At 42.1% G+C, this 22,290-nt stretch carries 23 protein-coding genes and 2 pseudogenes; 13 read left to right on the plus strand and 12 right to left on the minus strand.

Going from position 1 to position 22,290, the window contains the following annotated elements:
* The first annotated feature begins 70 nt into the window (after positions 1 to 70).
* The gene (locus SINDD18_RS10505; RefSeq protein WP_081108271.1) at positions 71 to 5,404 is read left to right on the plus strand and encodes an SIALI-17 repeat-containing surface protein; all 5,334 of its coding nucleotides are present in this window, start codon (positions 71 to 73) and stop codon (positions 5,402 to 5,404) included.
* 333 nt (positions 5,405 to 5,737) lie between these two features.
* On the opposite strand, the gene der is transcribed toward SINDD18_RS10505, so the two are convergent.
* Genes der through nrdR form a run of 5 tightly spaced genes read right to left on the minus strand, consistent with a single transcriptional unit; the run spans position 5,738 to position 10,309 of the window.
* A complete protein-coding gene (gene der / locus SINDD18_RS05665; protein ID WP_045762664.1) occupies positions 5,738 to 7,048 on the minus strand; it encodes a ribosome biogenesis GTPase Der in 1,311 nt (436 codons plus the stop codon).
* 13 nt (positions 7,049 to 7,061) lie between these two features.
* The gene (locus tag SINDD18_RS05670; RefSeq protein ID WP_061863416.1) at positions 7,062 to 7,775 is read right to left on the minus strand and encodes an NADPH-dependent oxidoreductase; all 714 of its coding nucleotides are present in this window, start codon (positions 7,773 to 7,775) and stop codon (positions 7,062 to 7,064) included.
* Positions 7,772 to 8,668 carry a primosomal protein DnaI gene (gene dnaI / locus SINDD18_RS05675; RefSeq protein WP_049549027.1) on the minus strand — a complete coding sequence of 299 codons (897 nt, stop codon included), beginning with the start codon at positions 8,666 to 8,668 and terminating at the stop codon, positions 7,772 to 7,774. The genes SINDD18_RS05670 and dnaI overlap by 4 nt, the downstream gene beginning before the upstream one ends.
* Positions 8,669 to 9,835, minus strand: a complete 1,167-nt coding sequence (locus SINDD18_RS05680) for a DnaD domain protein (protein WP_061863417.1) — start codon at positions 9,833 to 9,835, stop codon at positions 8,669 to 8,671. It abuts the gene before it with no gap.
* Positions 9,836 to 10,309, minus strand: coding sequence for a transcriptional regulator NrdR (gene nrdR / locus SINDD18_RS05685; RefSeq protein ID WP_001203674.1), 474 nt, complete (start codon positions 10,307 to 10,309; stop codon positions 9,836 to 9,838).
* A gap of 139 nt (positions 10,310 to 10,448) precedes the next feature.
* Between nrdR and SINDD18_RS05690 the strand changes: the two genes are divergently transcribed.
* The 3 genes and pseudogenes from SINDD18_RS05690 to SINDD18_RS05700 form a co-directional block, all read left to right on the plus strand.
* Positions 10,449 to 10,814 carry a GntR family transcriptional regulator gene (locus tag SINDD18_RS05690; RefSeq protein WP_061863418.1) on the plus strand — a complete coding sequence of 122 codons (366 nt, stop codon included), beginning with the start codon at positions 10,449 to 10,451 and terminating at the stop codon, positions 10,812 to 10,814.
* Positions 10,815 to 10,817: 3 nt separating this feature from the next.
* On the plus strand, positions 10,818 to 11,513 hold the full coding sequence (locus SINDD18_RS05695) for an ABC transporter ATP-binding protein (RefSeq protein ID WP_061863419.1): 696 nt from the start codon (positions 10,818 to 10,820) through the stop codon (positions 11,511 to 11,513).
* A gap of 15 nt (positions 11,514 to 11,528) precedes the next feature.
* Positions 11,529 to 12,141: pseudogene (locus SINDD18_RS05700) on the plus strand (hypothetical protein); the annotation flags it as partial.
* Positions 12,142 to 12,293: 152 nt separating this feature from the next.
* Here SINDD18_RS05700 and SINDD18_RS05705 read toward each other — a convergent pair.
* Together SINDD18_RS05705 and SINDD18_RS05710 are read right to left on the minus strand one after the other, a co-directional pair.
* On the minus strand, positions 12,294 to 12,989 hold the full coding sequence (locus SINDD18_RS05705) for an LrgB family protein (protein ID WP_061863420.1): 696 nt from the start codon (positions 12,987 to 12,989) through the stop codon (positions 12,294 to 12,296).
* A complete protein-coding gene (locus SINDD18_RS05710; RefSeq protein WP_061863421.1) occupies positions 12,986 to 13,360 on the minus strand; it encodes a CidA/LrgA family protein in 375 nt (124 codons plus the stop codon). The genes SINDD18_RS05705 and SINDD18_RS05710 overlap by 4 nt, the downstream gene beginning before the upstream one ends.
* Before the next feature lie 180 nt (positions 13,361 to 13,540).
* On the opposite strand from SINDD18_RS05710, the gene SINDD18_RS05715 reads away from it, so the two are divergent.
* From SINDD18_RS05715 to queF, 7 genes are all read left to right on the plus strand, one after another.
* Complete coding sequence (locus tag SINDD18_RS05715) at positions 13,541 to 13,921, plus strand: MarR family winged helix-turn-helix transcriptional regulator (RefSeq protein WP_004250773.1); 381 nt, start codon at positions 13,541 to 13,543, stop codon at positions 13,919 to 13,921.
* Positions 13,922 to 14,017: 96 nt separating this feature from the next.
* On the plus strand, positions 14,018 to 14,239 hold the full coding sequence (locus SINDD18_RS05720) for a DUF4649 family protein (RefSeq protein WP_004250771.1): 222 nt from the start codon (positions 14,018 to 14,020) through the stop codon (positions 14,237 to 14,239).
* Positions 14,240 to 14,253: 14 nt separating this feature from the next.
* Positions 14,254 to 14,568 carry a thioredoxin gene (trxA, locus tag SINDD18_RS05725; protein WP_001029584.1) on the plus strand — a complete coding sequence of 105 codons (315 nt, stop codon included), beginning with the start codon at positions 14,254 to 14,256 and terminating at the stop codon, positions 14,566 to 14,568.
* Positions 14,569 to 14,770: 202 nt separating this feature from the next.
* On the plus strand, positions 14,771 to 15,424 hold the full coding sequence (queC, locus tag SINDD18_RS05730) for a 7-cyano-7-deazaguanine synthase QueC (RefSeq protein ID WP_061863422.1): 654 nt from the start codon (positions 14,771 to 14,773) through the stop codon (positions 15,422 to 15,424).
* Entirely contained in the window at positions 15,424 to 15,867 is a 444-nt protein-coding gene (gene queD, locus SINDD18_RS05735; RefSeq protein ID WP_049503251.1) for a 6-carboxytetrahydropterin synthase QueD, read from the plus strand. Before queC ends, queD begins: the two co-directional genes overlap by 1 nt.
* The gene (queE, locus tag SINDD18_RS05740) at positions 15,860 to 16,576 is read left to right on the plus strand and encodes a 7-carboxy-7-deazaguanine synthase QueE (protein ID WP_061863423.1); all 717 of its coding nucleotides are present in this window, start codon (positions 15,860 to 15,862) and stop codon (positions 16,574 to 16,576) included. The genes queD and queE overlap by 8 nt, the downstream gene beginning before the upstream one ends.
* Before the next feature lie 18 nt (positions 16,577 to 16,594).
* Positions 16,595 to 17,086 carry a preQ(1) synthase gene (gene queF, locus SINDD18_RS05745; protein WP_000082589.1) on the plus strand — a complete coding sequence of 164 codons (492 nt, stop codon included), beginning with the start codon at positions 16,595 to 16,597 and terminating at the stop codon, positions 17,084 to 17,086.
* Positions 17,087 to 17,296: 210 nt separating this feature from the next.
* Here queF and SINDD18_RS05750 read toward each other — a convergent pair whose 3' ends face one another.
* The 3 genes from SINDD18_RS05750 to SINDD18_RS05760 form a co-directional block, all read right to left on the minus strand.
* Positions 17,297 to 17,965 (minus strand): MIP/aquaporin family protein, encoded by a 669-nt coding sequence (locus SINDD18_RS05750; RefSeq protein ID WP_004250764.1) that lies wholly within the window; start codon positions 17,963 to 17,965, stop codon positions 17,297 to 17,299.
* A gap of 109 nt (positions 17,966 to 18,074) precedes the next feature.
* A complete protein-coding gene (locus SINDD18_RS05755) occupies positions 18,075 to 18,866 on the minus strand; it encodes a DUF2785 domain-containing protein (RefSeq protein ID WP_061863424.1) in 792 nt (263 codons plus the stop codon).
* 11 nt (positions 18,867 to 18,877) lie between these two features.
* The gene (locus SINDD18_RS05760) at positions 18,878 to 19,210 is read right to left on the minus strand and encodes a winged helix-turn-helix transcriptional regulator (RefSeq protein WP_000182730.1); all 333 of its coding nucleotides are present in this window, start codon (positions 19,208 to 19,210) and stop codon (positions 18,878 to 18,880) included.
* Between the two features lie 150 nt (positions 19,211 to 19,360).
* On the opposite strand from SINDD18_RS05760, the gene SINDD18_RS05765 reads away from it, so the two are divergent.
* Positions 19,361 to 19,750 carry a nuclear transport factor 2 family protein gene (locus SINDD18_RS05765; protein WP_000106197.1) on the plus strand — a complete coding sequence of 130 codons (390 nt, stop codon included), beginning with the start codon at positions 19,361 to 19,363 and terminating at the stop codon, positions 19,748 to 19,750.
* 199 nt (positions 19,751 to 19,949) lie between these two features.
* Here the strand turns inward: SINDD18_RS05765 and SINDD18_RS05770 are convergent.
* A pseudogene (locus SINDD18_RS05770) lies at positions 19,950 to 20,621 on the minus strand (M3 family metallopeptidase); the annotation flags it as partial.
* A 270-nt stretch (positions 20,622 to 20,891) separates the two neighbouring features.
* Here SINDD18_RS05770 and SINDD18_RS05775 point away from each other — a divergent pair.
* The gene (locus SINDD18_RS05775; RefSeq protein ID WP_000048146.1) at positions 20,892 to 21,656 is read left to right on the plus strand and encodes a (S)-acetoin forming diacetyl reductase; all 765 of its coding nucleotides are present in this window, start codon (positions 20,892 to 20,894) and stop codon (positions 21,654 to 21,656) included.
* Between the two features lie 101 nt (positions 21,657 to 21,757).
* Here SINDD18_RS05775 and SINDD18_RS05780 read toward each other — a convergent pair whose 3' ends face one another.
* Positions 21,758 to 22,207, minus strand: a complete 450-nt coding sequence (locus tag SINDD18_RS05780) for a thioredoxin domain-containing protein (protein ID WP_241497354.1) — start codon at positions 22,205 to 22,207, stop codon at positions 21,758 to 21,760.
* Positions 22,208 to 22,290: the final 83 nt, after the last annotated feature.

A 22,290-nucleotide genomic window follows, 5' to 3' on the forward strand; every position in this document is an offset into this window, starting at 1 on the left:
CCTATTTCTGCAAGACTTATTTTTTTAAAAGATAATGTATGCGCTTACAGATTTAAGAAAGGAGAATTTTGTGGATAAGAGATATTGGGAAAAATCCTGTAAGTATAGCATCCGCAAGCTAAGTGTCGGAGCTGCCTCTGTTTTACTTGGAGCTGTGTTTTTAGCAGCACAGGGTGTGGCTGCTGATGGTGTCGAGATTACGGAAAGTGAGGCAACAATTACTGAAACCTCTGCTAAACCGGATACAAAACTAGAGGAAATTCTTGCTTCTAACACAGAGACTCAGCCTGTAGCTAAATCAACTGAAAAGCAAACAACCCCAGAGGCAGAACTACCTCAAACTAGTAGTCAGTCAGAGACAAGTGCTACTACCGCCCCTGCTGACAATAAGGAGAGTGAGAAAACAGAACTTCCTGTGAACAAGCAAGAACATTACGAATTACATTACAACCAACCAACTGCTCCTTCCTATGATGGATGGGAAAAACAAGCCCTCCCAGTCGGAAATGGGGAAATGGGGGCCAAGGTTTTCGGACTCATCGGTGAAGAAAGAATCCAGTACAACGAAAAAACACTTTGGTCTGGAGGCCCACAGCCAGATAGTCAAGACTACAACGGTGGAAACTACAAGGACCGCTACAAAGTCTTAGCCGAAATCCGTAAGGCCTTAGAAGACGGTGACCGTCAAAAAGCCAAACAACTAGCAGAGAGAAATTTGGTTGGGCCAAACAATGCCCAATATGGTCGCTACCTAGCCTTCGGTGATATCTTCATGGTCTTTAATAACCAAAAGAAGGGCTTGGAAAATGTTACTGACTATCATCGTGGCTTAGATATTTCTGAAGCTATCACAACTACCTCTTATACCCAAGATGGGACAAGTTTCAAACGAGAAACCTTCTCTAGTTACCCAGATGACGTCACTGTTACCCATTTGACTAAAAAGGGAGATAAGACGCTTGATTTTACACTCTGGAATAGCTTGACTGAAGATTTGATTGCGAATGGAGACTACTCCTGGGAATATTCGAATTATAAACAAGGAGCAGTTACGACTGATTCTAATGGTATTTTGCTCAAAGGAACTGTCAAAGACAATGGTCTGAAATTTGCTTCCTATCTTGGTATCAAGACTGACGGACAAGTCACTGCTCAAGATGGTTATTTAACCGTTACAGGAGCAAGTTATGCAACACTGCTACTCAGTGCCAAGACTAATTTTGCTCAAAACCCAAAAACTAATTATCGCAAGGGTATTGATGTAGAAAAAACTGTTAAATCTATCGTAGAGGCCGCCAAGGCAAAAGACTATGAAACTCTGAAAAATAATCACATCAAGGATTATCAAAGTCTTTTCAATCGTGTTCAATTAAACCTCGGAGGTAGCAAGTCTAATCAAACTACAAAAGAAGCTCTTCAAACCTATAATCCAACAAAAGGCCAAAAGCTAGAGGAACTCTTCTTCCAATACGGACGTTATCTCCTCATCAGTTCTTCTCGTAATCGAACAGATGCCCTTCCTGCAAACTTGCAAGGAGTCTGGAATGCTGTAGACAATCCACCTTGGAACTCAGATTACCACCTCAATGTCAACCTTCAGATGAACTATTGGCCTGCCTACATGAGCAATCTCGCAGAAACGGCTAAGCCAATGATCAATTATATTGATGACATGCGCTACTATGGCCGTATAGCTGCTAAAGAATATGCAGGTATCGAGTCCAAAGAAGGTCAAGAAAATGGTTGGCTGGTTCATACTCAGGCGACACCATTTGGCTGGACTACTCCTGGTTGGAACTATTATTGGGGTTGGTCTCCTGCTGCCAATGCTTGGATGATGCAAAACGTCTATGACTACTACAAATTCACCAAGGATGAAACTTATCTTAAAGAAAAGATTTATCCAATGCTCAAGGAAACTGCCAAGTTCTGGAATTCCTTCTTGCACTACGATAAGGCTAGTGACCGCTGGGTTTCTTCTCCATCCTACTCACCAGAACATGGAACTATCACGATCGGGAATACCTTCGACCAGTCTCTAGTTTGGCAACTCTTCCACGACTATATGGAAGCAGCCAATCATCTCAATGTTGATCAAGACTTAGTGACAGAAGTGAAGGCTAAATTTGACAAGCTCAAACCACTTCATATCAACCAAGATGGTCGTATCAAGGAGTGGTTTGAGGAAGACAGCCCACAATTCACCAACGAAGGCATTGAAAACCATCACCGCCACGTTTCTCATCTAGTTGGACTCTTCCCAGGTACTCTATTTGGCAAGGATCAGCCTGAATATCTAGAAGCTGCACGCGCAACCCTCAACCACCGTGGAGATGGTGGTACTGGTTGGTCTAAGGCCAATAAAATCAACCTCTGGGCCCGTCTCCTAGATGGAAATCGTGCCCACCGTTTGTTGGCAGAACAGCTCAAATCTTCAACCCTAGAAAACCTCTGGGATACCCACGCGCCTTTCCAAATTGATGGAAACTTTGGTGCAACCAGCGGTATGGCAGAAATGCTCCTTCAGTCTCACACCGGCTACATTGCCCCATTACCAGCCCTTCCAGATGCATGGAAAGATGGTCAAGTCTCAGGCTTAGTTGCTCGTGGTAACTTTGAAGTCAGCATGAAATGGAAAGAGAAAAATCTTGAAACGCTATCTTTCCTTTCTAATGTTGGTGGAGACTTAGTCGTAGACTATCCAAATATCGAATCTAGTATTATCAAGATTAATGGCAAGGAAGTTCAAGCTAGTCGCCTCAAAGATAACCGTATCCAACTTGCGACTCAAAAAGGTGATGTCATTACCTTTGAAAACTTCCCTGGACGAGTGACTCGCTTATCAGCCCTTCGAAAAGATTCCGTCACAGCTGAACTCGACTTTAACACAGTTGAGGGAGCAAGTCATTATGTCATCCGACGAGAAAGTAAGGATGAAAACAGTCAAACTCCTAGCGTTCGTGAGTTTATCACCAACCAAACTCACTTCATCGATCGCTCGATTGATTCTAGCCATGCCTATACTTATACCGTTAAGGCTATGCTAGGGGACCGTGCAACACCAGTTTCAGACGTTGCCTCCATCGATGCCTTCAGTGAGTTGATGGATGACCGTGACAAACGCATCCAGTACGGCTCTGCTTATGGAAACTGGGCTGACTCAGAACTCTTTGGTGGAACAGAGAAATACGCCGATATCTCAAATGGAAATTACTCCGATAAGGATGCGACTGCAACTATTCCTTTCAATGGACCTGGTATTGAAATCTACGGACTCAAGTCATCTCAATTGGGACTTGCTGACGTTACAATCGATGGCAAATCTGTTGGAGAACTTGACTTCTATACAGCAGGAGCAACTGAAAAAGGTGTATTAATAGGACGTTACACAAATCTTTCTTCAGGCCCTCACCTCATGACCATCACTGTTAAGCCCGAGCACAAAGGACGTACAAACGAGCGTGCAAAAATTTCTCTCGATTACTTCAAAGTCTTCCCAGGCCAAGGAGCAACTGTTGAGAAAATCGATGACCGTGACCCTCGTATCCAGTATGGTTCCATGTTTAAGGATTGGAGCGATGCAGAACTCTATGCTTCTACAGAAAAATACGCTGACATAAACGCTGATGATAGCCTTGCTTCTGAAGCCACTGCAACCATCCCATTCTCTGGAACAGGTATCCGAATCTATGGATTAAAAACAGCATCACTAGGCAAGGCACTTGTCACACTGGATGGCAAAGAGATGCCAGCCCTTGACTTCTTCACTCCAGGAGCAACAGAAAAAGGTGCTTTGATTGGCGAATTCACAAATCTAGCTGATGGTGATCACGTCCTAACTTTGAAAGTAGATCCAGATTCTCCAGAAGGGCGAAAGAAAATCTCTCTTGATTCCTTTGATATCTTAAAAGCACCATCTGTGTCTCTCGATAGTCCAAGCCTTGATCCTATTAAGTCCAAAGATAAGACTGTTACCTTAACCCTACCAACTGGTAATTGGGATGCTGTTGCTGTGACCTTCCCTGGTATCAAAGATCCTCTTCTACTCAGAAAAGTCGATGACGACCATCTTGTTACATCTGGCGAACAAACGGTATTAACCATCAAGGATAATAAGGTACAACTGGATATTCCTGAAACTACAGATCGTAAAGCTGGCAATCCGATAGAAGCTTATGCTATCCAAGGAAAAACAATCAGCAGCTCTGTTGTAACAGTATTTCCTAAGGATGAAACCAGTCCAGTGGAAGAAAAAATTCAAACAAGTAAAGGGGATGAGCCTGCTCCAGTAGTAACCATTCCTGAGTACACAGATCCTATTGGTACTGCTGGGGAGCAGGAGCCACCTACTGTGGAAAGACCTGAATACACTGGTCCTATCGGAACTGCTGGGGAGCAGGAAGCGCCTACTGTAGAAAGACCTGAATACACTGGTCCTATCGGAACTGCTGGGGAACAAGAAGCTCCTACTTCGGAAAGACCTGAATACACTGGTCCTATCGGAACTGTTGGGGATCAGGAAGCACCTACCATGGAAAGACCTGAATACACTGGTCCTATCGGAACTGCTGGGGATCAAGAAGCACCTACTGTGGAAATTCCTGAATACACTGGTCCTATCGGAACTGCTGGGGATCAGGAGGCACCTACTGCGGAAAGACCTGAATACACTGGTCCTATCGGAACTGCTGGAGACCAGGAGGCACCTACTGCGGAAAGACCTGAATATACCAAACCTGTCGGAACAGTTGGGGAACAGGAGGCGCCTACGGTGGAAAGACCTGAATACACTGGCCCTATCGGGACAGGTAGTGGTCAAGCTGCGCCAAGTAACACAGTTCCTGAGTTTAAACTCAAAGTATTGAAAGACAAGACTACAAAAGTTCAAGTTATTAGTGGAACAACTGAACTAGGAGGCGCAAGCTACCTCGATAGTCAAAAAGTTGAACACAAAGAACTCTTGGGCAAGAAATACGATGCTTACGCTCTTCAACTCAAGGATAAAGATGGACAGCCAGTTCAACCAAAAGGTGCTGTACTCGTTCGACTACCAATTTCAGGTGATGTTCAAGAACTCTATCAATTAACTTCAACAAATGAATTAAAACCACAAGAATTCACCATTCGAGACGGTATGATTGAGTTTATTACTTTTGACGTGAGCACCTATGCTATTGTTTACAAGACAGAAGACTCAACTGTTAAACCTGTCCCAGCTCATACGGAAGAAAGAAACCTAGAAACCACAAAACCATTGGTTGAAAGTAATGAAGCCAATGATCAGGTCTCTACGAATGACAAACAACTCCCAGCCACAGGTGAACAAGCTAGCCCTCTCCTCTTTATGGCAAGTCTCAGCCTAGCCTTATCGGCTACCTTCTTACTAAAAGGTAAGAAAGATTAATACTCTTCGAAAATCAAATTCAAACCACGTCAGCTTCGTCTTGCCGTATATTTGTTACTGACTTCGTCAGTTCTATCCACAACCTCAAAACAGTGTTTTGAGCAACCTGCGGCTCGCTTCCTAGTTTGCTCTTTGATTTTCATTGAGTATAAATATTGTCCCCCTAGGAATATTGATTTATTCCGCTATAAAAAAGGATGGAAAATCATTCCATCCTTTTTCAATTTCAATAATATACTACAAACCAAATCCTGTTCACATCTTTTGCCAATGATTTGATGGGGTAGATAATCGGTAGAACAAGTCTTGATGTTCTATCGTTTTTTATAATCACTACTTCCGTTTTCTCGCGATTAGGTGAATCGGTGTTCCTTCAAAGACAAAGGCCTTGCGGATTTGATTCTCCAAGAAACGCAAGTAAGAGAAGTGCATAAGTTCTTCTTCGTTGACAAAGATAACAAAGGTTGGTGGTTTGGTTGCCACTTGGGTCGCATAGAAAATCTTGAGACGTTTTCCTTTGTCTGTCGGTGTTGGGTTGATGGCAATGGCATCCATGATTACATCGTTCAAGACAGCTGATGGAATACGTGTGTTTTGACTTTCACTGATTTGCTTGATCATCTCAGGAAGTTTGTGGAGACGTTGCTTAGTCAAAGCAGATACAAAGATAATCGGTGCGTAAGGTAGATATTGGAACTGCTCACGGATATCTTCTTCCCAGTTTTTCATAGTATGGTTGTCTTTTTCAAGTGTATCCCACTTGTTGACCACGATAATCATCCCCTTACCAGCTTCGTGGGCAAATCCAGCGATACGCTTGTCATACTCACGAATACCTTCCTCGGCATTAAGGACCATCAAAACTACATCTGAACGGTCAATAGCACGCATAGCACGCATAACCGAGTATTTCTCAGTATTTTCATAGACTTTACCTGACTTACGCATACCAGCCGTATCAATCATGGTAAACTCTTGGCCGTCAGCATCTGTAAAATGGGTATCAATAGCATCACGAGTGGTACCAGCTACAGGGCTGGCAATGACGCGGTCTTCTCCCAAAATGGCATTGATCAAGCTAGATTTTCCAACATTTGGACGTCCAATCAAGCTGAATTTAATAACATCTGGATTTTCTTCTTCAACTTCATGTGGGAGATTTTCCACAATAGCATCCAGCACATCCCCTGTCCCGATACCATGAACAGATGAAATCGGTAGCGGTTCACCCAAACCTAGAGCATAGAAATCATAGATATCATTTCGCATCTCTGGATTGTCAACCTTATTAACGGCTAGGATGACTGGTTTATGAGTTTTATAAAGTTTACGGGCAACATATTCGTCCGCATCTGTAATTCCTTCTTTACCAGACACGACAAAGACGATAACATCTGCTTCTTCCATGGCAATTTCTGCCTGGTGCTTGATTTGTTCCATGAACGGAGCATCGACATCATCGATCCCCCCAGTATCAATCATACTAAAAGAACGGTTAAGCCACTCACCCGTGGCATAGATACGATCTCGCGTTACACCTTCAACATCTTCTACGATTGAGATGCGCTCTCCCGCGATACGGTTAAATAGGGTTGATTTCCCAACATTGGGACGTCCCACAATGGCAACAGTTGGTAAGGCCATGTTTTCTCACTTTCTACAATAACTTCTTCTGCTCAAGATTTTCTCGAGTCGAGCTTGGTTCTGGATTGCCGAATTGCTCTGCCAAACGTTGACTCCAAGTTGTAGTCGCACGCGCACCTGCATATTCAGTCTGTACACGGTCATAGGCTTCGATTGCCTCAGTTGACTGCTCTTGGTATTCTTCCTCAAAGACAACATTCTCTAGTGGCAGTCTTGGTTTTACATCATGCTGTTGATTTGGCACACCGAGTGCAATCCCAAAGACTGGATAGGTATAGTCAGGAAGCTTGAACAATTCTGCTAACTCAACAGACTTGTAACGCACCAAACCGATAATCACTCCACCGTAGCCCAAGCTTTCTGCCGCAAGCAAGGCATTTTGTCCAGCTAGAGCTGCATCTACTGAAGTGATGAGGAGTCCTTCCACCCCTTGAGGTTGGAAAATATCCGTATGGAGACGAGACCCTTTTTCTGCACGGTTTAGATCACCAACAAAGAGAAGAAAGGCTGCAGACTGGCGAATCGCTTCCTGAGGAACTAGCTCAAATAAGGCGTCCTTCTTTTCTTGACTTCTGACAAGAATGACCGAGTAGGATTGGAAATTTTTCCAAGAAGAAGCCATTTGGGCAGCTGTCAAGATCTCATTCAAGTCTGCTTGGGGAATCTCTTGCTCTTTAAATCTACGCACTGAAGTGTGAGCCTTCATTACTTTGATTGTTTCTGTCATCGGCGGTTTTCTCCTTCAAGTCTTGTTTCCTCTGCTAAATAACGAATGCGTTCCATGACGCGTCTAGCTTCCCAGGTTTCGTCATTTCCGTTTTTCCCTTTAGCGAAATGCTTCTCCAAATCTTCAAAGTTGAAGTTGGAGGTGAAAAAGGTCGGTAAATCTTCCTGCATACGATATTGGAGAATAACCTGCAGGATCTCGTCACGCACCCAAGCTGTTGATTGCTCGGCACCAATATCATCCAAAATCAAGACTTCAGCAAGCTTAATCTCATCCACCAAGGTCTTGACATTGCCATCACCGATGGCATTTTTGACATCGATGACAAAGCTCGGATAGTGGAGGAGCGTTGATGAAACACCACGTTTTTCTGACAAATCATGAGCTAGGGCAGCCACCATAAAACTTTTACCCACACCAAAGTCTCCATATAAGTAGAGACCTTTTCGAATAGCTGGATATTGCTCCACAAAGGCTAAAAGCTTTTCAAAAACTGGCAGGCGCCCCAAATCATCCAAGTCTACTTGAGCTAAGCTAGCTTTTTTAAGACTAGCTGGAAGGTTGATTAGTTTGAGACGGTTTTTAATCGCTGCTTCTTTTTCCGCTGCAATTAGCTCTGGAGTCTCTTCATAAGAAACATCTGCATAGCCATGGTTCATGACTAGGATAGGCTTGTAGCCACGGGCAATATAGTCTGTATCTCCTCGGAGGAACTTATCTCTCTCAGTGATGTATTGGTTAAACTTGGAAATACTACGGTTTAACTCCTCCTGACTGAGAGATTCTTTCTGGATAAAGGCTGCAACATCAGGGTCCTTCACAATTTGCTGGACTAAATCCTGATACTGAAATCGGCTTGGTTGACGCTTGAGTACGTCTCCGACACTTTCCATCTAGTCTCCTCCTTTTTCTAATCGAGCTAACATTTCTTTTTTCTTACGTTCTAGTTCTAAGCGAGTTTCTTCGCTAGTTTCATTCTTATATTCAGGATTGCTCCATTTAGGCACATTGGTTTTCGCTGGGGCAGTCTGATTCTGCTTTTGCGTTTTTGCTTTTTGGCCACGTTCACGAATACGGAGAACTGCCTCCTCGGCACTACGGATATTTTGATAGGCGTAGTCATTAGCCACCTTCATGGCGTATTTTTCATTGATATTGGCCGAATCAACCTTATTAAAGGTCAAGAGCAAGATAACATTGATTACTTCATCCAGCAAGCCCAAGGCCGCCATCTGCTGGAGCAGGTCTCGTTCAGTCTGGGTAATACTTCCCTTGCGAGTCTGCTTAATCTCAGCAAGGAACTGCAAGGCTGTCTTTTTCTTAGCCTCTCGGATAATGGTCGCCTCCTTGGGACTAAAGTCAGAAGTCACAGGCTTTTGCGCTATCTTTTCACGGATGCGTTTGACAGAAATCACTTGCGACACTGCTGTCGCTTTGGCTACTTGATAAGTCTCAAACCAGGTCCATTTCTGCTCATCAGCTATTGCAAACAAGGCCAAAACATCCGAAGTCTCATCTTGAAAACGAAGACCATCACGAGCCATGAGCTGACGGAAATGCTCCAAATCAAAATCATCTGCTGCAGGCTGACTGCTAGAGGTTTCTTGACTCGCAGACTCAGATAACTGAGGAAAGATTTGACTCAAGGCCACCGAGATAGGCTCTCCCTCAATACTTGCCTGTCTCATGGCTGCAACCGCACTATCCCCAATCATTTTTTCTAACAAGGTCCGATAAACTGTATGTTGTAAAAATTCTTGAGTTGATAAGGGAGGATGGAGTAACAAGTTATAGGCCTCCCCCTGCTGATAGAGGGTCACCAATTTCATGGCTGTCAGAGTTTTAAAAGCCTTTAAAAGACTATCCATCCCAAAATTCAAATGATTGAGCATGGCTGCAAAGAGATGCTCCTTTTGACCATCATCCCAAAAAGTCACAGCATAAAGATAGAGGCTCAGCGCCTCCTGACCGATAATCGGGAGGTAGCACTGCACCATTGATGAGGTATCTTGCGACACCCGATTATTCTTTACAAAAGAAAAACGGTCATTTGGCTTCATTTATTTTTCCTTTTTCTTTTTAGAGGATTGTGTAATCTGCTGGAGTAGGCTTTCAAGCTCACTCACATCCTTAAAACTACGGTAAACACTGGCAAAACGGACATAAGTAATCTCATCTAGCTCTGCCAACTCTTCCATAACCAAGGAACCAATAACCTCACTCTGAATTTCATTTTCATTGCGACTACGGAGTTTTTGTTCGATGCGATTGACCACCATGCCAATCTCATCACTAGACACTGGACGTTTCTGGGCTGAACGAATAATCCCGTTAAAGATTTTATCTCTTGAAAATTGTTCCCGTGTACCATCTTTTTTGACCACAACTAGTGTTCTCTCTTCAACACGTTCATAGGTTGTAAAACGATGCTGACACTCTTCACACTCACGTCTTCTTCTGATTGTATTTCCTTCTTCAGCCTGGCGACTATCGATCACACTTGATTTTGTAGCGCCACATTTTGGACAACGCATGCCTTTCCCTCCTTGTCGTTTTCTTTTCATTATACCATTTTTTAAGAGATTCCCAAAATAATTCTCCTTTTGGCTTGACAAGTTTTTTGTTTTGTTGTATTATTGAATTAACACAAAGGTGATTAGAAAGGAGATCGTGATGTCTTGGACATTTGATAACAATAAACCCATTTATTTGCAGATTATGGAGAAAATCAAATTGCAGATTATTTCCCATAAACTCGAGCCCAATCAACAGCTTCCAACCGTTAGAGAATTGGCTAGAGAGGCAGGTGTCAATCCCAACACCATCCAGCGTGCCCTATCGGACTTGGAGAGAGAAGGCTTTGTCTATACCAAGCGAACATCTGGACGCTTTGTCACAGAGGATTTGGACTTGATCCTCCAATCCCGTAAGCAACTGTCAGAAGAACAGCTGCAACAGTTTGTAACAGGCATGGTAGAATTCGGCTATGAAAAAGAAGAACTACCGACTGTTTTGAGAGATTATATTGAAGGAGTTTAAACTATGACCTTGTTAGCATTTGAAAATGTGTCAAAATCCTATGGAGCAAGCCCTGCTCTTACAAATGTTTCCCTTGAAATTCCAGCTGGAAAAATCGTTGGTCTCCTTGGTCCAAACGGTTCTGGAAAGACAACCTTGATTAAACTAATCAACGGCTTGCTACAGCCAGAGGAAGGGCGTATCCTTATCAATGGCATGGAACCAAGCCCAGCAACTAAAGCGATTGTTTCTTATCTGCCTGATACGACCTATCTCAACGAGCAGATGAAGGTCAAGGAAGCTCTCACTTATTTCAAGACCTTCTACCAAGATTTTAATCTGGAACGTGCTCAAGGTCTTCTTCGTGACCTTGGCATTGATGAAAATAGCCGTTTCAAGAAACTCTCAAAAGGGAACAAAGAAAAGGTTCAGTTGATCCTTGTCATGAGTCGTGATGCTCGTCTATATGTGCTTGATGAACCAATCGGGGGTGTCGACCCCGCAGCTCGTGACTATATCTTGAACACCATCATCAACAACTACTCTCCAACTTCGACTGTCTTGATTTCAACCCACTTGATTTCAGATATTGAACCAATCTTGGATGAGATTATCTTCCTCAAGGATGGAAAAGTCGTCCGTCAAGGAAATGTTGATGATATTCGCTATGAGTCTGGAGAGTCTATCGACCAAATCTTCCGCCACGAATTCAAAGCCTAGTTAAAGGAGATTATTATGTTTTGGAATTTAGTTCGTTATGAATTTAAAAATGTTAACAAATGGTATTTAGCCCTCTATGGTGCTGTGTTGGCTCTTTCTGCCCTTATCGGGGTTCAAGCTAGTTCCCTAAAATCCATCGATACACCTGATCAACAAATGATTATGTTAGTTTTTCTGGCTCTAGTTTTTGGTGGACTAATCATTACCTTAAGTATTTCAACCTTGATTTTGATCATTCGTCGCTTCAAGGGTAGTGTCTACGATCGTCAGGGATACCTAACTCTAACACTCCCCGTATCTGAGCACCAAATCATTTTATCCAAACTTTTGGGTGCTTTCATCTGGTCTCTGGCGAGCTCATTAGTCTTTATCTTGAGTATTTATATCATTTTAGTTCTGACTGGTGCAAACTTCCTTGATATCTTTTCTCTCGAATACCTCTTTAAATTTTACATGGATAGTTTCTGGCTTTCTGTGATTTCATATATCCTCAGCACAATTTCAGGAATCCTTTGCATCTACTTGGCAATCTCTATCGGACAACTCTTTAATGAATACCGTACAGCTCTTGCCGTTTTAGCCTATATTGTTATCCAAACCATTCTCGGCTTTGTCGGTCTCAACCTTCGCATAGATTTCGACTACAATTGGATGATCTCCTTTGAAATCGTTAAAGACCTCATCCTCAGCGCAGCCTTCTATCTCGGAACCTACTATATCTTGAAAAATAAAGTTAATTTGCAATAAAAAATGCCCAGCTACTAGAGCTGGGTTTTTGCGTTAACTCAAAATCAAATTAGCTACAATAGGACTGATAAATACATAGAGAATACCTGTAACACCGATGGCTAGTCCTCCCATAGCACCTGCAACTGGTCCATAGCGAAAGGCCGTTCCAGTTCCAACGGCGTGACCTGTTCCACCCAGGGCTAGTCCAGCCGCTACTGGATCGTCTATTTTTAGCCACTTTAGAAGTGTTGGGCCGATAACGCTGGTCAAAATCCCAGTCGCTACGACAACTACTAGGGTCACTGTAGTCAAGCCCTGCAACTTTTCTGTAATCCCTACTGCCATAGCGGTCGTTACTGACTTAGGAAAGAGGGAAATAGCTAGGAAAAAGTCCATGCCAAAGATTTTTGCGACTAGGGCTGTAAAAGTGGTATTGACGATGACAGCTAGAAAACTACCCAGCAAAATACTCCTAACATGATGCTTCATCAAGTGGAAACTCTTATAGAGGGGAATTCCTAGAGCCACTGTTGAAGGAACAATCAAGTTATTAAGATAAACCCCACCTTGGTAGTAATCTTGGTAGGAAATGCCAGTTACCTTTAGAAAGATGATAATAAAAATAGCTGACAGCAACAAGGGAGTCGTTAAGGGATGAGGATAGCGTCTGAAAATCATCATTCCCCCAAGATAGGCTAAGATTGACAAAGCAATCCCAAATAGGGGATTGGATACAAATTCGCTCATTTAGCACCTCTTTCTTCGTAGTCACCTTCATAGCGTTTTTTGATAAATTGAACCACAAGCGCAATCAAGATGATATTGATTACTGCTGCAAAAAAGACAATCAAGACAATCGGGAAGAGATAGGGAGCAATCACATCAAACTTTTCCATAATTCCAACCGCAGGAGGTAGAAAGAGGATGGTCATGTTGGCCAGTAAAAAGTTCCCCACCATATTGACATGGCGGATACGCAGCCACTTGAACTGCAAGGCTAGAAACAGAATAATCAAGCCGATGATACTTCCTGGTATGGGCAAATGAAAAAAACTGGAGATTCCTTCACCGATTAGAGAAATCACAAAGAGAATCATTAACTGAACATATAACTTCATTGTAAACTCCACAAATAGACTTTCTGCATACCAGTTTACTCTTTTTTCAGAAAATTTCAAGGAAATATATAAGAAACATCCTTCTTGCTATCTATTCCAAAAAGTTGTATACTAATTGCGTGCGCAAGCATCTCAGATAGGCAAATCTGTTTATAACTAGCATATAGAAAGGAGATTGATATGACTTACTTAGAAAAATGGTTTGACTTCAACCGCCGACAAGTAGAGCTAGAAGCACTTTTAGAGCAAACGATTGCTGAGCAGAGTGACCAAAGCCTAACGCTCAAAGAATTCTATCTCTTGCACTTTTTAAATCAGGCTCAAGAAAAATCTTTGAGACAGATTGACCTGCCGGACAAACTCCATCTGAGTCCAAGCGCAGTATCACGAATGGTGGCACGCCTAGAAGCCAAAAACTGCGGTTTACTTAGTCGGAGATGTTGTGACCAGGATAAGCGAGCTAGTTTTATCTGCCTCACTAAGGAGGGTCAGACAACTCTTGCCTATCTACAAAAAGCTGTAGAAGAGAGCCTTGAAACAAAAGCAAGTTGGCTTTCCTAAAATTTTTACAAAAAAACTTGCGTGCGCAAGCAATTTTCTTGACATTCCTTTTTCCAAGGAGTAAAATGAAGATATGATTTAGCAAAGGAGAATCTTATGATTGAAATCACTTATCTTGATGCCAGCAAGCAAGAGAGAACCATGACCTTCGAGTCTTATGAAGAATTTGAACGTTCTCAACATGCCTGCCTGATTGGTGTCGCAGACTACTACCCTGTCCAAAAAGTAACCTACAAGGGGCATGATTTGGACTACCATGGGACTTATGGAGATGTCTTCTTCTATCTCATGAAACAAGATTTAAGCCAATATAATTAAAAAGGAGAAATACTATGGCAAAAGCAATTACAGATGCAACATTCGAACAAGAAACTAAAGACGGATTGGTCTTGGTTGACTTCTGGGCAACTTGGTGTGGTCCATGTCGTATGCAAGGTCCAATCTTGGATAAATTGTCTGAAGAACTTTCAGAAGATGTCTTGAAGATCGTTAAAATGGACGTTGATGAAAACCCAAACACAGCTCGTTCATTCGGTATCATGTCTATCCCTACTCTTCTTTTCAAAAAAGATGGACAAGTGGTTAAACAAGTTGCTGGTGTTCATACAGCAGAACAAATCAAAGCTATCGTTGCTGAATTGAGTTAATCATACTAGAGACCAAGTGCATTCATTTGGTCTCTTTTTTCTTCCCCTTTGCCATTTTTCAAAAAATATGCTAGACTGTAATTAGAATATCACGATGTTTGGGACATGCCATCGCTAAAAAAAACCTCTACTTGGTATTTTTTAGCTCCCTCTAGGGAGCTTTTTGCGTGCTCTGAACATTTCCCATTTTGGAAGGAGTACTATGAAACGTCAATCAGCCTTGGTCGTCTTTAGTGGCGGGCAAGATTCAACAACCTGCCTTTTCTGGGCCAAGCAACACTATGAAAAGGTCGAAGCCGTTACCTTTGCCTATGGCCAACGTCACCATCTCGAAATTCAAGTGGCCAAAGAAATCGCTGAGGAACAAGGAATTCGCCATCATATCCTAGATATGTCTCTGCTAGGACAAATTACTGAAAATGCCTTGACTTCCGATCTAGAAATTGAGCAAAAAGAAGGAGAGGTGCCTAATACCTTCGTTGACGGTCGCAATCACCTCTTTCTGTCCTTTGCTGCAGTCCTTGCCAAGCAGCGTGGAATTACGGATATTGTGACAGGAGTATGTGAAACAGACTTCTCAGGTTATCCTGACTGTCGGGATGTCTTTGTCAAATCACTCAATGTCACGCTCAACCTTGCCATGGATTACGACTTCGTTATCCAAACACCTCTCATGTGGCTAGACAAGGCTGAAACTTGGAAATTAGCCGACCAACTTGGTGCCTTTGACTATGTTCGTGAAAAGACCTTGACCTGCTACAATGGAATTATTGGTACTGGTTGTGGAGATTGTCCTGCCTGCCATCTACGCCAACATGGTTTAGAGGTTTATCTCTCTCAGAAAGGAGAGGCCTGATGTTTTTTGCCCCCAAAGAAATCAAACGAGAAACTGGGGAATCTCTTGTCTACAATCCTCACAGAACCTTAGTCTCCAAAGAATTTACCTTTGATGCTGCCCACCACCTCTTTCACTATGAGGGAAAATGCAAATCCCTACACGGCCATACCTATCATCTGCAAATCGCAGTCAGTGGATTTTTAGATGAACGTGGCATGACCTACGATTTTGGGGATATCAAACAAATCTACAAGGACTACTTAGAACCCCACTTGGATCATCGCTATCTCAACGAGACCCTGCCCTACATGAATACGACTGCTGAAAATATGGTTTACTGGATTTTCCAAACTATGAGCCAAGAGTTGCCAGATGAACGCGATCTCCGTTTGGAATACGTTCGCCTCTATGAAACTCCGACTGCCTTTGCAGAGTTTAGACGGGAGTGGTTAGATGACTAGTGAACGTGTACTTAAACTACCAGTTCTAGAAATTTTTGGCCCAACCTTTCAAGGTGAAGGTCGTGCTATCGGCCAGAAAACCATGTTTGTCCGCACTGCAGGTTGCGACTATCACTGCGACTGGTGCGATTCTGCCTTTACTTGGGATGGTTCTGAAAAACCTACTCGCATGACAGCTGATGAAGTAATCGCTGAGTTAGATAAACTAGGAAGCTACGACTATGTAACTCTATCTGGGGGAAATCCTGCTATCCTAGCAGCCAACATGGCCGAGTTAGTCACTAAGCTTAAGCAACGTGGGGTCACTCTGGCTGTTGAGACCCAGGGATCCCGTTGGCAAAATTGGTTAAAAGACATCGACCAGGTGACTCTGAGTCCCAAGCCTCCTTCATCCAAGATGGAAGTCAACTTTGAGACCTTGGACTTTATCGTTTCCCAACTAGACTCAGACAAAGTAACCTTTAAAATCCCTGTCTTTGATGATGCAGATCTAGCCTTTGCCAAAGGGATTCAAGAACGCTACCAACCAGATGTCCTCTTCTTATCGGCGGGAAATCCTGAGCCCAAGGCTACAGGCAATATTGTCCAAGACCAACTGGACCGCCTCAAAGAACTCTGGGAACGTGTCGCTGCCGACGATAGCTGGGGCAATGTCCGCGTCCTTCCTCAACTCCATACCCTCCTCTACGATAACCAACGTGGTGTTTAAGTTTAGAAAGAAAAAATCATGTCACAACAAGAAGAAATGAAAAACCTCAGCCTCCTCGGCAACAAAGAAACCAACTACATTTTCGAATACCAACCCGAAGTCCTCGAATCCTTTGACAATCGTCATGTGGAAAATGACTATTTCATCAAGTTCAACTGCCCTGAATTTACCTCACTTTGTCCCATCACTGCTCAGCCAGACTTTGCGACGATTTATATTTCCTACATTCCTGACAAGCTCTGTGTTGAGTCAAAATCCCTTAAACTCTACCTCTTTAGCTACCGAAACCATGGAGATTTTCATGAAAACTGTATCAACACTATCGGGAAAGACTTGGTCAACTTGCTAGACCCTCGCTACTTAGAGGTTTGGGGGAAATTTACACCTCGCGGTGGCATTTCAATTGACCCTTACTACAACTACGGTAGACCTGGAACCAAGTATGAAGGCTTGGCAGAACAACGTCTCTTCCAACACGACCTCTATCCAGAGAAAATTGACAACCGCTAATACTCTTCGAAAATCTCTTCAAACCGCGTCAACATCGCCTTGCCGTAGATATAGGTAACTGACTTCGTCAGTCTTATCCACAACCTCAAAGTAGTGCTTTGAGCAATCTGCGGCTAGCTTCCTAGTTTGCTCTTTAATTTTCATTGAGTATAAAAAGATACGAAAAAGCCCTGTTCCTCAAGATGAGGAGCAAGGCTTTTTAAATTTCAATTATTCTTCAGTTCCAAGGAAGTTTTTAGCAACTAGAGCTGCAAGAACGCCACCAACGATTGGTGCAAGGATGAAAATCCAAACTTGTTGAAGAGCTGCGCCACCTACCAATACAGCAGGAGCCAAGCTACGAGCTGGGTTTACTGAAAGTCCAGTGATGTTCAAGCCAGCTAGAATCAAAGCTGTCAATGACAAACCGATCACCAAACCAGCGATTGCGCCATTCCCTTTGCTTGCTGAAGTTACAGTCATGATCACCAAAACAAACAAGAATGTTGCGATTGTTTCAAACAAGAAACCACCAAAGACGGTTACACCGTTTGCCAAGGCATTTTCACCAAGACTTGCAGTTGACATACCTGAATTTGCCAAGAGAAAGAATACAGATCCAGATGCAAGGAAAGCACCGACTACTTGTCCGAGGATGTAGTTTACAAGCTCTGAAGATGACAAACGTTTGTTAACAAACATAGCGATAGAAACAGCTGGGTTCAAGTGAGCACCTGAAACAGTTCCGATTGAGAAGGCTGCGACTACGATTGCCAAACCAAAAGCAAGAGCAATCCCAAGGTGTCCAAGTCCTTCAACACCATTTCCAAAAACAACAGCTCCTGTTCCGATGAACACAAGCATAAAAGTACCGATTAATTCAGCAACAAATTTTTTCATATTAAGTCTCCTTTTTTCAAACTATGTATTAGTCTATCAGAAGGAGGAAAGGGTTTCAAGAAATGTGCTTGGAAATTTTGTGTAAGTTTTCACATTTAATAGTCGAAATCTAATATTGAAAAGATTGAATTGCTTTTTTCAAGTCATCTTGTAAACTATTTCTCTGGTCGAGTTGGACATAGACTTCTAAGAGACAGGATCTAAAATTGGAAAATTTATAAAAATCTTCCGTCTCTTCTATCGGGAAATCAAGTGACTTTATCCAAGAGGTTAGTGTCGCTTGATCCACCTTGCCTTGTAAAATAGGTTCGTAAAGCACTCTGGCTAAGCGCCATTCCTCATCATCTATAAATCGAATCGAAATTCTTTTAAACAGTTGACCAAGTATGTCAAATACTTCATGAACTCTGTTTATAGAAAAGTCTGGATGACAAACGACTTCAGTCAAGAGATCCGCTCCATGCGCAAAAGCATGTACCCAACCATACTGGCTTGAAAAACCAGTCGTATCCTCTTCTTTTTCAAGGTAGTGCAGACCTTGATCGAGCATCGTATTTCTGATATCAATTTTAAGCACTTGATAATAAAGAGAGTGTTGGTTGCCATCGGCAGATAAGAGATTGGCATAAATAAGTGCCCTAAAAGAACGGTCAAGCGTTGAAGCTCCTAGCTTATCAAGCTCTTTATCTAGGCCACCATCAGAAACAATCATAGCAGATATAAATTGAAATTGCTCCTTTGTAAATAACTCTTCTTGGATCCCTCTAGCCAAACTGGTAAAAACCAATTCATCGCGAATTTCTGGACTCGGATCCCCTAAGTGCTCAAGTAACCACTGGAGTTCTTTTTGACTATAACTTGGGTTTTCTTCTGTTATTTTTCTATGTAACTCTTGATACATGGTCAATACCTCTACATTTCTAGCAACTTGATATAATCCAGACCCCATTTTTCGACAGCATCTAAAACAACTCTGAATTCCTGCCCCATTTCGGTTAAGCTGTACTCAACTCGTGGGGGAACTTCCGCATAGACCTTTCGTTGAACAATCTTATCCTTTTCTAATTGACGGAGATGACGGGTCAAAATAGTTTGAGTAATCCCAGGCAATAATCTCTGCAATTCTTTAAATCGTTTGGTACCCGTACTCAACTGATAAATGATTACCAGTGCCCATTTCCCCGTTAAAACCCTCTGCGTTGTCGCAAATGGACAAATACCATACTCACTCACTTTATTTGTCATAAAATATCCTCTTTCTATTTTTTAAAAAAATTTATCTTTTAATATCAATAAAAGTACTACTTTTGATACCAGCTATCGAAAAAGTGTCTACTTGTTTTTTTTGATTGTAACTGTTATAATTATATCATAAAAAAGAAATGGAGAATAGATATGTCAACAAACTTAGAAATTTTCAATGCTTATAACCAAGCTTTAATTGCTGGTGACTTTCCTGGTGTCTTTGAAACGATGGCAGACGATATTATCTGGCATCAACCTGGTACTCATAGTATATCTGGTACAGTTGTTGGTAAGGACAAGCTAGGAACTCACCTGGCTACATTTGCTGAGAAAACTAATGGAACCTTTAAGGTGATAACAAATTGGGTTTCTGACAATAAGGATTTAATCGCAGCTAATGTTACTTTTCTTGGAACACGGGCTGATGGTACTGAACTCAATATGAACGGGATTGACCTCTTCCGTATTGAAGACGGGAAAATCAAAGAAGTTTGGCTCTTCTCTTCAGATCAAGCTGAAGAAGATAGCTTTTGGGGATAATTTAAGAGGCCAGGACAAAAATTTTGATTTTAGGAATTCTTTATTATAAATTTTTAAAATCGATAGATTAGAAAAAAAGCGAACAAGACAGTATTCTGAGTGTCAGATAACTCGTTTTGTTCGCTTTTTATATTTAAGGTTAGACTTTTGTCCCAGACTCTTTTATTTTATTCTCACAACTGGGCATTTAAACTATAATCTAATCAACTGTATCAGACAAGAACTGAATGGTATCACGGAGTGGTTTATCTGTTGAAATATCGGCTTCGATAATCATAGCTGACTCAAGTGGTGTCTTGCTACCACCTGATTTGAGGAGATTGAGCCAGTCTCTAGCTCCATTCTCAGAGTTTTTAAGATGAAGGTAACCAGCAAGTCCTGCTGAGTAAGTGTAGCTATACAAGCCCATGTAGTAGTGAGCTTGGCGCATCCAAGTCAGTGCTGCATCATCATCAATCTCAATAGCATCTCCCCAGAAATCGGTCAAAACTTCCTGCATAATACTGTTGAGTTTGCTTGCCCCAAAGGTTTCTCCTTCTTCAATCAGTGTATAAACCTTACGTTGGAAGGCTGCTTCCAAGAGGTGAGTGATAAAGTTATGGAAGTAGGTATCTGTCAAGCGGTGGGCAAGAGCGAATCGTTTCTGACGTGGATCATCAGACTGGTGTTCCAAGTAATCACTGAGAAGCAATTCATTGAAGGTTGACGGTGCTTCGACATAGTAGGTCGACATGTGGGCATTAAAATAGCTTTGGTGATTGTCAGAAAAGATGAATTGACCAGAGTGACCAATTTCATGAATCAAGGTATAAACATCGCTCAAACGACCTGTCCAGCTCATAAGGTCATATGGATGTATACGGTAGGGATCATCTGTCTCCTCCCAATCATACACATCTATTATACAACATTCTTTTCTAGCTATCTTCATTATAAGAAATAAACATGTTAGTCTCAGATAGTTTTTTCACTCTTAGAGGGTTAATTTTTCCAAAAACCAGTCTTTGTTTGACACAAATTTCACAAAGTTGTATACTAAAAAGCGATAGGACTTCTTTTGAGTCTATCACAACTCACTTATAACCCTTTGCTGTTCTTTTTGAACGTTTGAACGGTATCACGGATACCGAGGAGGAATCATATGTCTAAAGTAGCTATCGTTACAGGTGCAGGTCAAGGGATCGGTTTTGCAATCGCAAAACGCTTGGTTCAAGATGGTTTTAAGGTTGGAGTTTTAGACTACAACGCTGAAACAGCTGAGAAAGCAGTTGCTGAATTGTCAGCAGATAAAGCTTTTGCTGTTGTAGCTGATGTGTCTAAACAAGCAGAAGTTGCTGCAGCTTTCCAAAAAGTTGTCGATCATTTCGGAGACTTGAACGTTGTGGTAAACAACGCTGGTGTCGCTCCTACTACACCTCTGGATACAATTACAGAGGAACAATTCGCGCGCACATTTGCTATTAACGTCGGTGGTGTAATTTGGGGAGCACAAGCTGCTCAGGCTCAATTTAAAGCACTTGGTCACGGTGGTAAAATCATCAATGCTACTTCTCAAGCAGGTGTTGTCGGAAATCCAAACTTGACTGTATACGGCGGTACAAAATTCGCTGTTCGTGGTATTACTCAAACATTGGCGCGTGATTTAGCAGAGTCAGGTATCACTGTCAACGCCTATGCTCCAGGTATCGTAAAAACACCAATGATGTATGATATCGCTCATGAAGTTGGAAAAAATGCAGGAAAAGATGACGAGTGGGGTATGCAAACATTCGCAAAAGATATTACATTGAAACGCCTATCTGAACCAGAAGATGTAGCTGCAGCAGTTAGCTTCCTTGCTGGACCAGATTCAAACTACATTACAGGTCAAACCATTATCGTTGATGGTGGTATGCAATTCCATTAAGATTAAAAAAAGTGAGGTTGGAACAAAATCCAACCTCTTTTATCATCTCCACGATTCCAATTTTCGGAGTCGTTTTTGTCATTTAAAACAATCTTTCTGTCCTATTCATGCTTCAGAAATGAAAGGATTTCTTCAAGACTAGCGGAACTTCCTTGCTCTAAATAATGTGATTTACTACCATTTTGATAGACTGAAAGATTCGGAACAGTTTGGATATCCATTTCTTTTGCAAAGGCTGTAATCTCATCCTTTTCATCAGAATCACTATTCAAATAATAGACCGTCTGGTGACTTTTTTGAATCGCTAAAGCCAAATTGGGCACAAACTTTTGACAGTAGGGACAGGATTCTCTTCCAATGTAGACGACAAACTCGTCGCCATTTGCAAGTTTGGAGCGCATTTCTTTCATATTGATTGCTTTGGTATACTGAACAGCTTCCTGATAAGTTTTTGGAAGAACAGGCTGACTGAATTTCCAAATCATAAACAAAATCGGCATAGCAATTCCAATGATAAGCAAGCTAAGTTTTTTATTGACACGCACTAGCATCTCCGTCCTTTTCTAAGTATTTTCCCTAGTCTAATCGCCCACGACAAGATATAAAATCCAACCGATAGATCTATAATATCGCA

This window comes from Streptococcus infantis, from assembly GCF_001579645.1.
GTDB lineage: Bacteria > Bacillota > Bacilli > Lactobacillales > Streptococcaceae > Streptococcus > Streptococcus infantis_E.